This window comes from Myroides sp. A21 (genome assembly GCF_000807225.1).
Classification (GTDB): Bacteria; Bacteroidota; Bacteroidia; order Flavobacteriales; family Flavobacteriaceae; genus Flavobacterium; species Flavobacterium odoratimimum.
Genome location: NZ_CP010327.1, coordinates 2,910,344 through 2,923,919, shown reverse-complemented (window position 1 = coordinate 2,923,919; position 13,576 = coordinate 2,910,344). Strand labels below are relative to the sequence as shown.

Annotated in this window: 11 protein-coding genes; all 11 read right to left on the bottom strand. The window is 34.0% G+C overall.

What is annotated here, in order from left to right:
* Positions 1 to 119: 119 nt before the first annotated feature.
* The 11 genes from MYRA21_RS13105 to MYRA21_RS19180 all read right to left on the bottom strand — a co-directional run bounded on the left by MYRA21_RS13105 (position 120) and on the right by MYRA21_RS19180 (position 13,414).
* Positions 120 to 731, bottom strand: coding sequence for a rhomboid family intramembrane serine protease (locus tag MYRA21_RS13105; RefSeq protein WP_006259108.1), 612 nt, complete (start codon positions 729 to 731; stop codon positions 120 to 122).
* A gap of 183 nt (positions 732 to 914) precedes the next feature.
* Entirely contained in the window at positions 915 to 1,943 is a 1,029-nt protein-coding gene (locus MYRA21_RS13100) for a YncE family protein (RefSeq protein WP_039329336.1), read from the bottom strand.
* Positions 1,944 to 1,953: 10 nt separating this feature from the next.
* On the bottom strand, positions 1,954 to 3,144 hold the full coding sequence (locus MYRA21_RS13095; RefSeq protein WP_039329335.1) for an alpha/beta hydrolase: 1,191 nt from the start codon (positions 3,142 to 3,144) through the stop codon (positions 1,954 to 1,956).
* A 10-nt stretch (positions 3,145 to 3,154) separates the two neighbouring features.
* Positions 3,155 to 4,444 (bottom strand): hypothetical protein, encoded by a 1,290-nt coding sequence (locus tag MYRA21_RS13090; protein ID WP_039329334.1) that lies wholly within the window; start codon positions 4,442 to 4,444, stop codon positions 3,155 to 3,157.
* A 1-nt stretch (position 4,445) separates the two neighbouring features.
* Positions 4,446 to 6,782 (bottom strand): TonB-dependent receptor domain-containing protein, encoded by a 2,337-nt coding sequence (locus MYRA21_RS13085; protein WP_039329332.1) that lies wholly within the window; start codon positions 6,780 to 6,782, stop codon positions 4,446 to 4,448.
* Between the two features lie 312 nt (positions 6,783 to 7,094).
* Positions 7,095 to 7,604 (bottom strand): hypothetical protein, encoded by a 510-nt coding sequence (locus MYRA21_RS13080; RefSeq protein WP_039329330.1) that lies wholly within the window; start codon positions 7,602 to 7,604, stop codon positions 7,095 to 7,097.
* Between the two features lie 62 nt (positions 7,605 to 7,666).
* Positions 7,667 to 8,395: an MBL fold metallo-hydrolase gene (locus MYRA21_RS13075; RefSeq protein ID WP_039329328.1), complete on the bottom strand. Its 729-nt coding sequence runs from the start codon at positions 8,393 to 8,395 to the stop codon at positions 7,667 to 7,669.
* Positions 8,396 to 8,478: 83 nt separating this feature from the next.
* The gene (gene thrC, locus MYRA21_RS13070; RefSeq protein WP_039329326.1) at positions 8,479 to 9,768 is read right to left on the bottom strand and encodes a threonine synthase; all 1,290 of its coding nucleotides are present in this window, start codon (positions 9,766 to 9,768) and stop codon (positions 8,479 to 8,481) included.
* Positions 9,768 to 10,688: a homoserine kinase gene (locus MYRA21_RS13065; protein WP_039329324.1), complete on the bottom strand. Its 921-nt coding sequence runs from the start codon at positions 10,686 to 10,688 to the stop codon at positions 9,768 to 9,770. The genes thrC and MYRA21_RS13065 overlap by 1 nt, the downstream gene beginning before the upstream one ends.
* 1 nt (position 10,689) lies before the next feature.
* Positions 10,690 to 13,137, bottom strand: a complete 2,448-nt coding sequence (gene thrA / locus MYRA21_RS13060; RefSeq protein ID WP_039329323.1) for a bifunctional aspartate kinase/homoserine dehydrogenase I — start codon at positions 13,135 to 13,137, stop codon at positions 10,690 to 10,692.
* A gap of 130 nt (positions 13,138 to 13,267) precedes the next feature.
* Entirely contained in the window at positions 13,268 to 13,414 is a 147-nt protein-coding gene (locus MYRA21_RS19180; RefSeq protein ID WP_172461559.1) for a hypothetical protein, read from the bottom strand.
* Positions 13,415 to 13,576: the final 162 nt, after the last annotated feature.

The window sequence follows — 13,576 nt, the reverse complement described above, 5'->3', positions numbered from 1 at the left end:
TTTTTTTTCTGAAATATAACAATATTAGACTTGTTAATTTTACTATAAAAAGTAGTTTTTCCACTAAACAACATCACATTTCAACAAGGTTTTAATGTAAAAACCACACTTAATGTAGCTTATTTCCTTCTATACTTTCTTTTGCTTTTCTTCCTATTCATCTGATATGCAAATACTAAACCCACTAACGCTCCTACTAAATGCCCTTGCCAAGAAACACCTTCTGCGACATAGCTAGGTAGTACTCCATAAACTAACCCTCCATATAGTATCCCAATGATAATAGATACTAAGATTAAAACTAACTTGCGAATAAATATTCCACTAAAAAATAGAAAGAAAAAGAGCATATAAATTAATCCACTTGCTCCTATATGACAACTCATCATACTTGTCTGAAAGTAACCAAAATCAGGTAATAGCCACAAGGCTAAACCTGAGGTAATCCACCCCATAATAAGTACTGTATAGGCTTGCTTTTTATAAAACAAAAACAATACTACACTAAGTATAAATAAAGGTAAAGTATTACTAATGATATGGTCTATCCCACCATGAAACAGAGGACTTAAGAAAATTCCTTTAATGCCTTCTATACGCCAAGGAATTACTCCATAACAATCGTGGAATATACCCAATTGTTGTAGACCAAATATAAACCACATCACTCCTACCAACAATAATGGTGGATAGAAATCTTCTTTCTTTAATCTAAGTTCCTCGTTTCTCACTGCACTCTATTTTATGTTAAAAGTACGATTATAATCAACATATCACCCATAATCAAACAACTTTCATAAAACTTCACACAACTAAATAATATTCATAACAAACAACATTAATATATACCTAAAAAAAATGGCTACTCCATTACAGAGTAGCCACTTCCTAATTATAATAGATGAGCTTTGATTTTATAATTGTACTTTACTCACAGTATCGCCATTCGTGTCTACTTGAGCTTCTTGCCCTTCTACTTTAGGCATTCTCTTTGTTTTATTTGTAATATAAGCTACTCCTGTATTTTTATTTACTGCTACAGTATTAGGATGACTTCCTGTCTCTAATTCTGTAACTACCTCATAGGTTTTACCATCAACAATAACAGTTTTACCACTTTCTCTATTTGCTAAAACAATTTTATCTTGTTTTGGTAAATAGTTTACTCCTAAAGATCCTCCTTTAAACTTTACTACTTTTAGTAACTCTCCACTGTCAGCATTTAATACTGTTAACCCAGTAGAAGAATTTGTCACAAACAATCTTCTTCCTGATTCATCAATAGAAACATTTATTGGGCTTTCTCCACCTGAAGCAAACTTCTTAATCACTTTCTTAGTCGTTGGATCAATAATAGCTACTTCATTTGTCCCCATATTAGCAGCGTATAACTTCTTCGTTTTAGTATCAAAAGTAAGTCCTGCTGTAAAAATACCTGTATTGTCTATATATCCTTTTAATACATCTTTATCTCCATCAATGATCCACACTTTACCATCTTGTTGTGTGTCTGATGCGTAAATAGTATTTGTTTTCTCATCAATAGCAATTTCTCTATTGTGACCGCTCTCATTCGTTCCCGGAATTACTTTAGTAGCTCCTGTTTTTAGATCGATTACAGTCACTGCATTAGTAGTTGTATTCGTTCCATAGATCTTTTGAGTCTTTTCATTTACTGCAATACCAAAGACAGGGTTTCCATTCACACTATACTCTTTTTCTACAGATAAGTCATTTCCATTTAATTTATAAACGATTCCCTCTTTAGTTTTAAAATCGATTACAGAAGCAACATATACTCCATTGTCTACACTATTGTAAGCAACTTCATATAACCCTTTTCCTACTTGTTTATTTTGATCTATTGATTGTGCTGTAGCAGTTGTTCCCATTGCTGCTAATACTGTAGCACTCAAAAACGTTAATGATTTAATGTATTTCATATTGTTATTATTAAAAATTAGTACTTTCTACTTTAGATAAGCTACCTATCATCCAATTAAAAGCTTGTTGCCAATACCAAGCACCATGCTTTCCTTTGGGATTAATATTCAACTCATAATTCAGGTTTAATACCTGTTTATTTGTTTCTAAAAAACGAAGGATATCTTCATCCATTCTTACCACGTTACCATCTCCTTTCTTGCGATTCTCACGTCCTCCTCCATAGATAAAATAAGTTTGTTGTCTTATTTTATCTATTTGACTAGTAGATAAGACATTGACATAAGTATCTAGATTGTGATCATCTTGCCAAATAGAAGGAGAAAACACGCCAATCTTTCCAAATGTATCTGGATAAGTCAACCCTGCATATAAAGAAATCAATCCTCCTAAAGAACCTCCAGCGATACCAGTATGATGAACATCTGACAGGGTTCTATAAGTCGAGTCTATATAAGGCTTTAATGTTTTAACTATAAAAGAAATATAAGCTTGTCCTTCTACGACAGGGTTCTTCTGTGTAGGAAAAAAAGAATATTCTTTTTCTCTTAGATTCTTTTGATAATCATGATCTATCCCTACGATAATATATTGATCTCCATATTTGGCTATAGTCTCATCTACTTCCCATTCTACTGGGCCTAGTCTACCTTCTGAAGTAGCCTCGTCGAACAAATCTTGTCCATCGTGCATATACCACACAGGATACGATTCTTGACTATGGTCATAATCTTTAGGTAAATAAATTCTAATATCTCTTACTCTATTTAACTCAGGGATATAGAAGTTCTTCAGTATCACTAGATGATCTGGAGCTGTAGACGCTTCAAACTGATCTCTCCATGCAGCAATAGTATTCTTTAATACCATATCTTCTTTAACTTCTACATCGTGTAAATTAATCAATCTACCTTTCTTAGATGACTCTAAACTCTGCCAAGTACCTCGTGTGAATTTATATTCTAAAACTCCTGATGGAATATTTTTAACTTCTACTAAATATTGATTAGATGTCCCTGAGATATTACGCATTAGGTAACGTTCATCTTTAGGATTCCATTGATTAAAATTACCTGTCAAATAAATAGGCTCTTCTGTGTGAGCAAAGTCTTCCACTGTAACTTCTACTCTAACTTTAAAACTGTTCTGTGCTTGCAAATTCATAACTACCATTAAAACAATAAACACATACTTTTTCATTAATTACTTTTTATAACTTGTTTACTTTAAACAATCCTTGAGGCTTTCCTCCTTTTTGAATCTCAATAGATGGAGTTGCTTTTAGCATATCTTCTGATAATTCATAGTATCCTAATTTTGTATCATTTACCACACGAATAAATTTCTTATTCTCTATTTTAGATACTCCTAATGAAGCGGCTGGTGTTTCGACTAATGTTACTCCCTCTATCTGAATAGGTGTTACTGCCTTACTCTTAATATCAATCACTACATACTTCCAAATAGGAGTTAAATTAATTGTTTGTGGATTTGCTAATGGTACATCATTTACCAACGTTACTATTTTTCCTTTCTCTACATAGATTGTTGAGAATTTACCAGGTGTTACACTGTTAAACATCGTATTGAAATCTAATTCCCATGATTGGTCTACTTCATTTGATCCATTCTTAATACGTGCTATTTTAGATTGATCTCCTAAACCTCCTGTTTTAATACCTTGACACACGAAATACAAATCTTTATTCTCGTCAAAATAATACAACGGGTTCTCATCAACGAAAGCAATATTACCTGTATTCTTTACCTGAGTATCTCCTATCCATTTTCCATTAGTCAAATCAATAACAGCAAGGTGTACATCAGTTGATACACCATCAAACATACCTCCCTGTGCCCCTTGGTTCTTTCCAAAAGTGATATCAGCATATAGTTTATTACCATTAATTGCTAATAAATGTTGACCTATTGCTTTAAAGTTTACTCCTTGTAGATTTAACTTTTTCTCTAACGCATTGATCTGTTCTGCATAATCATCTAACATTCCTTTTTTTGCCATTCCTATAGGATCAAAAATCTGTATTTGTGTAGGTTGAGCTCCTTCAAAATAATATCCTGTTGTATGATCATTCGTTAATGTAAAGTTTCCTGAACCTGCTATTTTTGGTTCTACAGCAATACTTTTAGTAGTGTAAAAGCCTTTATCATCAAAAATGAATTGACCTAATGCACGAGAATTATTGTCATCAAACATTCTATACACTCTATTACCATATTGACGATACCCTCCCATTCCTCCTGTGGTTGTTGTATTACCTGTAGCATTGTCTATCATTCCTTTTGGTAAAGAAGAATAGGCTTTTAAGAAACCGTTTTTAACAGGTCCTTTTCCTTCTGATAAAGTCATCAGAAAATATTGGCTCTGTTTTACTTCTGGGTCTACTGGTGTTACAGGATTATTGTCATCTGAAGAAGAGCATGATGCTAATGTTAATGCAAAAGCAAATGACATTGATAATAATGGTTTTATAAGTCTCATGTTAATTAAGTTTATAGTTAAGTTTTAAGTAGATACTTCTACCTGCTTTTTGTATTTTAAAATAATCGTATAAATCTTGATTTAATAAATTGCGTACCTCAACTCCGATAGACACTCCTTTATCATTTAATTCATATAAAGTACCTAGAGTAAGAGAAGTCTGATCTGGAACAATGTTTTTCACATCTCCTTTACTCTTTCCAAACAATCCTAGGAATCCATTTGGTTCCATAGATTTATCAATAGGTTGAATGTAAAACTCACGAACGAAATTAAGATTAGCATAAGCTGTTAATCGATCTTGCTTCTTGAAAACATCAGTAAACTTAGCTTCTGCTCCAATGTTGGCAAAAAAGAATGGAATATTTGGAACTCTATTACCTTTTAACCATTTATCTGCGGCTTGTTTAAACTCTCCATAACGAATACTTTGCCAAGTAAAGTTCCCATAAAACTTATAGTTCTTTTTTACTTTCAGGCTTAGATCTCCTTCAAAGCCATACCCATTAGCCTTTTCTTTATTGATAAAAACAGAGAGAGGTGGATTACCTGACACAAGTACAATGATATCTTTTGTGTGTCTGTAAAAACTATTAAAACTATATTGGAAGTTACCCACCTCCTTCTCTATTCCTAAATTTAAATTGATACTCTGTTCTGGCTTTAAATTAAAGTTCGATGCTATAAAAATATAGTCACCAAATAACTCTGTATATCCTGGTAATCTTCTTGCATCTTCTACAGAAAAGCGAAGATTAGTTTGTTCTGTTAATCTATATTTAGCTCCTAAAGCCCAACCAACTGCATTATCTGATACATCATGAATATCTCTAGCGGATAAGTCTACATTACTAGCTGTATTAAGCCCTCTGCTTGAATAATTATACAACTTCAAAATTGCATTTGTCTCCAATTTCTTATCCCACCACTGACTCGTCAATCCTATAGCTAACACATTCTTTTTATAACGAGTAGGAAGTTCTATCACTGTTTGGTTCAAATCCTGAATTACTCTTCCATAAGGATCTTTACCCTCTCTTTTAGTATAATTGTAAGTATTGTTTAACCAGATTTGTTGTGAAGGATTAATCGCATAGCCTATCAATGTTCTTGAAGTAAAGAATGTCATATCTATATCAGCATCCATAGGCATATCTCCTTCCCCTCTATACCCACGTGGGGTGAACTCTCCTAGCCAGTTATACCTTCCTTTTAAAGTATCAATAGCTTGTGACTTCACTACATTATAAGATAGAAATTGATCTATAGATAATTTATCATTGAATACGGCTTTTTTATACCTTAATGTTGGAATAACACTGTGTTGCTTATCTTCAATTCCTCCATAAGGTACAACCATTGAAGTAGGACTATTTTGAAGTTGTTTATCGATATTATAATAACTTATACCTAGTTCAATTTTATCTGCCCAAGAAAGATTATGAGCTCCTAAATAAGCATTAGCAAAGAAGTGCTTATATCGATTGTGAAACAACTTTACCTTAGAATGAGTTTGAGCTAATTCAAGATCAGGAGTATTAATTTTATAATCATTATCAGAGTAATTATAAAACACCTCTCCTCCTGCATATAGATTGTCATTTAAGTTATAATGCCCTCTTACAGCAGAGCGAATTGTATTAAATGAACCATATTCTACAGAAGCTCTTAATTGATTACTTTGTATAGAAGAAGAAACTAAATTAACTGCTCCTCCTAAAGCATCACTTGCTAAGTGCACAGGGATAATTCCTTTATATACCTCCACTTTATCCAACACATCTAATGGTACATTAGAAATATTATATCCTTGTCCCAAATAGTTTAAAGGAATACCATCCTTAAAAAAACGTATTGCATTACCTTGAAAACCATTCAGATTAATATTAGCCTCTGAACCTAAGCCTCCTCCTTGTCGAATACGCACTCCAGTAGTCTTGTTCATCAAATCATTTAAAGAAGTAGGCCGAAGAATCTCACTTTTAGTATCTATAGTGAGTGCTCTAATAATATCTCGATTACTATTTTGCTGTTCATCTTTAGTTTGAACAATAATATCCGATAAGATCGTGTGATCTTCTTCTAAAACAAATGAATTGCGTATCAAATCCACAGTATCGAATGTCTGACTCACACTTTGATAACGTTCAGCAAATACCTGAATAACATAAGAAGATGCTGGTTTTAAGTCAAACTGAACCTGACCCTCCCCATCTGTTATCAATTGTTGATCATTTACTATTACGACAGCATTCTTTACCAACTGATTATTGTTATTGGTAATAACGATACTCTTCTTTATTTGCCCCAAAGCTAATGAGGTACTGGCAAGAGCCATCAATAAGGTTACTTTACTAAGCCTACTCACTTGTTATTTATAATTATTTTAAATAATAGCAAATGTAGACTTATTTATCTCACTAACAAGAATAATTCTAAATAACCGATTAAAATAAGCTTAAACTAAATATAAAAAACACACAATAAAGAATAATTAAAAATAAAATCTATGGATAAAGAAATTATATAATTCAAAAAATCCTTTGATATACTAAATAAAAAATAGAATAGTTAAAGTTATAATACTCACTTTAGGTTACATAAAAAAACCTTCTAATCTTATTAAGATCAGAAGGTTTTTTATTATAATTTATTCCTCTTTATTCCATTTGACAAACCACTTAGCTATTCTACCAAAATTGGTTATCATTAAGAATCCTAATACTAAATTAGCAAAAGTTCTAAAAGCCCCATATTCATCATAGATAGACATATTTTCATTTCTGATAGCTACAGTAAATCGTTGTATAATCCATGTAATCATATAAGGTAGATTATTCACAATGAGTATTCCTCCAATAATAAACACTCCCACCTTAACAATATCAATAGCAGTCAGATTATCGACTACTATTTTATCAGTCTCATAACCTTTACTTAAGCGGAAAAGGCTAACTATCTTATCTCCATATAACATTAACAGAGTAAATACTACCAACAAAAAGATATGTTGACTTATATCTGACAGTAAATCACCAAAGGTATTTTCCTTTACAGTAATCAAATAGTACAAACTACTTAATAGAGACAAAAAATAGGTAAGAAATAAGTAAAACCCTAATAACTTCACTAATGCTGTAAACAAATCTCTTTTACTCATAGACACTCATATTAAAGATTGAGAGTATCTAATATACAACTAATTAGTGTATATCTTTTTGTTTACTCACAACTATACACCGCTCGTTCCATATCGTGATAGAACAGAACTGTCCAATGCTCTGCCTCAGCCTGTATCTTCCATTCTGTACGCCACTTCATCGCTAGCTTACCGTCATAATCACTCTTAAAAGCCATATTAAATTCTAGGTAACTATGCTTTGGTAGATTATCTGCACCATAAAAGATGGTTTGTTCTTTGTCTTTAATCCAAAATACCTGCATATACGGCGTATGCCCTCCCACCACTTGATAAGTAATCTGTTCATCTATACTACCCTGATCATCATTCATCCATATGATATTAGGTAATGCCAAGGCCTCTTCTAGTATATCGTAATCAAATGAAATATCATCCATAGACAACTCTGCAAAAGCAACTTCTCTACGTTGAATGTATATTTGAGCGTTGGGATAGCGTCCTATATATCCTTCTTCTGTTTCTTCAACCAAACCGTTGATATGATCTTTGTGCAAATGTGACATCAACACCCTGTCAATATCTAAAGGAGTTAAGCCTTCTTTGGCTAATAATTCGTCTATTTTGTAAACACCATTCTCTTGATATCCTAAACCTACATCTAATAATGTTTTATGATTATCTGTTATGATCAAAAAAGGTTGTACTGCTAATTGTATTTCTGTGGTCAATACCTTATCTCCTATAGGTAAAAAGTTCTTTACCTCATCTTCATAAAAATCACCTTCTTTTAAGGATACTACTTTAATCATTGTTTTGTGAGTTTTGAATTACAAAGATAAATAGAAATAAAGAAAAAGGATTGTTCTAATCACAATCAGAACAATCCTTCCTATTATTTTAAAAGTTCTTCTTTCAAATCCTCATAAGAAGTGAGAACAGTACTTTTCTTTTCTCCTTTCATAATCTCTTCCAATCTATCAGGTATAGGAATCTCTATTTCTAATAATTGTTCTATACACTCTGGAAACTTAACTGGATGTGCTGTTCCTAAGAATACCCCTGTAAAATCATGATGTGCCTTAGCGTACTCCTTGATCCCTAGATATCCCACTGAAGCGTGAGGATCTAGTAGATAGCCACTCTTCTCATATTGTTCTTCTATTAATGCTAATGTAGCCTTATCTGTAAAAGAATAGGCTGACAGATCTTTGCTCAACTCCTTCGCATCTTTAGCAAACAATTCTAATATACGCACGAAATTGCTCGGGTCACTTACATCCATCGCATTAGAAATTGTCTCTACTGTTTGTTTCGGCGTATAGGCTTTAGAAGAAAAGAATCTTGGTATTGTATCATTTGCATTAGTAGCTGCAATAAAATGAGCAATAGGCAATCCCATCTTTTGAGCTAGCATCCCTGCACATATATTTCCAAAGTTTCCACTAGGTACAGATACAACCAATGGTTTGTTTAAATGTTGTAATTCTTTATACATCAAGAAATAATAGAACATCTGAGGTAACCAACGAGCTACATTAATTGAATTCGCTGATGTCAAACGACAAGATTTCAACTCTTCATCTAAAAAAGCCCTCTTTACCATCGCCTGACAATCATCAAAACTTCCTTCTACTTCTATTGCTCTAATATTCTTACCTAGCGCAGTTAATTGCTTCTCCTGGATGCTACTCACTTTCCCTTTGGGATATAAGATAACAACTTCTATTCCTTCCACATCATAGAATCCGTGAGCTACAGCACCTCCTGTATCTCCTGAAGTTGCCACTAGAATAGTAATTTTCTCTTTTTCCCCTTTGACAAAGCTTCTCAAACATCTAGACATAAATCCCGCTCCTACATCTTTAAAAGCTAATGTAGGTCCATGAAATAACTCTAATGTATAAACATCTTGATCAATCGACACTACAGGAAAATCAAATGCTAACGTTTCTCTTACAATCGTTCTTAGCTCTTCTTCTGCTATCTCTTTCCCTACAAAAGGAGCGATAACCTGGTATGCTATCTCTTCCTTACTCATCGCTTGAATACCTTCAAAAAACGAAAGAGCTAACTGAGGTATTTCTTGTGGAAAATACAATCCTTTATCCTCGGCAATACCTTGTATTGCAGCTTCTTTAAATGAGGCTACACGCTGAGGGTTATTTAAACTATAATACTTCATTACAATACTTTTATACCTTGTGAATTAATAGGCGATACATGAATATCAAACTCATACCCTGCATCCTTTACTACTTGACGCATTGCTTCTGCTACGCGCTCTGCATTCTCCTTGCCTTTGCTCAATGCAAACACAGAAGGTCCTGCTCCTGATATTCCTCCTCCTAATGCTCCATGCTCACAAGCTGCTTGTTTTAACTCTGCATAGTTTGGTATCAATAGTGAACGTTTAGGCTCTACAAATTCATCGTGTAATGAATTACCAATCAAATCGTAATCAGAAGTATAAAGTCCACATATCAATCCGCCAAGATTACCACATTGTTTAATCGCTTGTTTTAAAGTAACTGTTTGCTTTAAAACCGAACGAGCATCCTTTGTTTTCAACTCTATCTGAGGGTGAATCACAGTAGCATATAGCTCTTTTGGAGAATCTATATGAACTATATTAAGCGGTTCATAACTATGAATAAATGCAAACCCTCCTAATAACGCTGGAGCTACATTATCCGCATGAGGTGCCCCACTCGCTAAAGCTTCTCCTTGCATAGCATAATAGATCAACTCTTTATTTGTCAGTGGGTATCCACATAACGCATTGACACCATAGACAGCACCTGCCGAACTTGCAGCACTACTACCAATACCGCTACCTGCCTTGATATTCTTGTGAATCACAATCTCAAAACCAAAGTCAGGTTGTAGTTTTTCTATTAAAGCTAAAGCGGCAACGCCTGCCACATTCTTCTCCACTTCAAGTGGTAAATCAGCTCCAATAATCTCTTTGATACGTACTCCTTTTTCTGCTGTTTTAGTGATAATCATTTCATCACCTACATTATCTAAACACACCCCCAAAACATCAAAACCACATGATAGATTAGCGATTGTAGCTGGGCAAAATATCTTTATTTCTTTCATTTTATAACAATTTACTTCCTATTCTTATTACATCTGCAAATATTCCTGATGCTGTCACTTCTGCTCCTGCACCCGCTCCTTTTATCAATAACGGTTGTTCTTGATAGCGATTTGTATAGAACATTACGATATTATCTTTCCCCTCTAAGTGATAGAATGGGTGATTAGACATTATCTCTTGCAGACCTACACTAGCCTTACCATCTTTAAGCGTTGCTACTACTTTTAGACAAGCTCCTTTAGCTTTTGCCCCTTCATATAGAGCTTTAAAATGAGCTTCTTCTTTGGCTAAAACAGCTATAAAAGTATCGGCATCCTTTGCCTCCATACAAGACATCGGTAAGAAACTATCCACCTGTACATCTTCCTCTTCTACCCAATAATTACACTCTCTCATCAGAATCATCAGTTTTCTCTTCACATCTACACCGCTCAAATCTATCAAGGGATGAGGCTCTGTATACCCTTCTTTCTTAGCTAAAGCTACTATCTCTGCAAAAGGTTTATCTCCGTTATACTGATTAAAAATAAAGTTCAAACTACCACTTAATACTGCTTGTATCTCTTTTACTTGATCTCCTGAGGCAACAAGGTTCTTAATTGTATCAATAATAGGCAGACCTGCACCTACGTTTGTTTCGTATAAGAAAGGAGCATTGTACTTCTTAGATAGGCCTTTTAACTCTTTATAATATTCCATTGTAGAAGAACAAGCTATCTTATTACAAGTCACTACAGCAATACTATTCTTTAAATATGATGCATAAGTCATGGCCACATCAGCAGTAGCGGTATTATCTACGAATATGCTGTTGCGCAAATTCAGTTCTTTGATCTTATCTAAAAACCCTTTTTGAGTCATAGGAACTCCACAATTAGACAAATCTTTTACCTCAACCAAATCAAAACCTTCTACATTAAAACACATCAATTTAGAATTAGCTATCCCTACCACTCTAACATTTACTTTCAGATGTTCTCTTAAATAATTGTGTTGTTGTACGATTTGCTCTAAGAACTTCCCTCCTACATTTCCTATTCCCATAACAAATAAGTTCAACTGAACCACCACCTCTTCAAAGAAAGCTTCATGTAGTACATTCAATGCTTTCTTGACATCTTTTTCTAGAATAACAGCAGAGATATTACGCTCTGATGCACCCTGAGCGATAGCACAGATATTAATATTGTTACGACCTAACGCACTAAACATTTTACCACTGACTCCTTGATGCCCTTTGATATAATCTCCTACTGCTGCAATAATAGACATCCCTAATTCTACGCGAACTGGTTTTACTTTTTTGTTTTGTATTTCAAACTCAAAAGCACTATTAATCACTTGCTCTGCTCTTTCTGCATCTGAAGCAATAATTGCGAAACAGATAGAGTGCTCTGAAGAAGCTTGAGTAATGAATATCACATTGATATCCTCTAAAGACAATACTTCAAACAGTCGTTTAGAAATTCCTGCTACACCTACCATCCCAGGGCCTTCTAATGTCAGTAGTGCTAGATTGTCAATATTTGTAATTCCACGTACAGGATTAGGATCTGTACTTCCTACAGCACTGACTAAACTTCCCTCAGCATCTGGCTCAAAAGTATTTTTGACAATCAATGAGATTCCTTTAGGTAAAATAGGCGCCAAAGCAGATGGATACAATACTTTCGCTCCGAAGTGAGAAAGCTCCATCGCTTCTTGGAAGTTGATGTGTTTTACTATTTTTGCTTGTTTTACCACTCTTGGGTTAGCTGTATATATACCACTTACATCAGTCCAGATCTCTAGTTCTTTTAAGTTAAGAGCAGCTGCGATAATAGCCGCAGTATAGTCAGATCCTCCGCGTCCTAATGTTGTCACTTCATTTGCTTCTGACTCTGCTATAAATCCTGGTACGATAGTTACTGCACATTTATGTTTCTCAAAGTAATCAACGATCAACTGATCAGTTACTTCAAAGTTTACAGCAGCTTTACCAAACTTGTCATTTGTCTTGATAAAATCACCACTATATCCATGACGGCAATCTTGCCCCTGTGCCTTCATAACCTCAGCGATAACATAAGAAGAAAGGCGTTCACCATAAGACATAATTAAATCCTTTATACGAGGAGAAAGCTCTCTTAGTAAGAAGCACCCTTGTAACAATACTTCCAATTCATTTAGTTCACGTATAACACTACTCAATATTCCTGCTTGATCATTCACAGGTATTAATGCTCTGACAACTTCTAAATGACAATGACTAATATCTTTAAATTGATCTATATATTCTTCGTTATGTGCAGCCGCTTGTACTGCCGCAAGCTGTAGTAGATCAGTCACTCCACTCAGCGCAGATACCACTACGATAACAGGCTCTTCTATCTTATTGATGATATCTATACATCTCTTTATATTCACGGCATTAGCCACTGATGACCCGCCAAACTTTATTACTTTCATAAAATTTCATTGATTTGGTTTTCTCCCAAAGCAAGTAACTAATTGATATTAATCGCTTTGGATAATATAAAATACAGCCGTTAATAAATAAACGACCACAGACGATGGTTATATGTAATAAATTCCCCCTTTACAGGGTTGAGATAGATGACGATGACGAAGATGTCAACGTAATAGTAGTTACTGTAGAAGTAGTAACGTTAGAAACACGAGAAGTTGCACCACTTAAGATAGTAGTGTTTAAAACAGGATTATATGTTCTAAAATTCGCGTTCATTGATACGGCTAAGATACCAAAACCATTTTAAAACAAACCAATAAAAAGTTAAAGAAATTCAAATATTTATTTCAAACGCCTTCATTAAAGCACTCTTAACCCCAACAAATACAAGAGATAGTCAATATTAAAAATATTTTTAAAAACACTCCTGTTTACGCA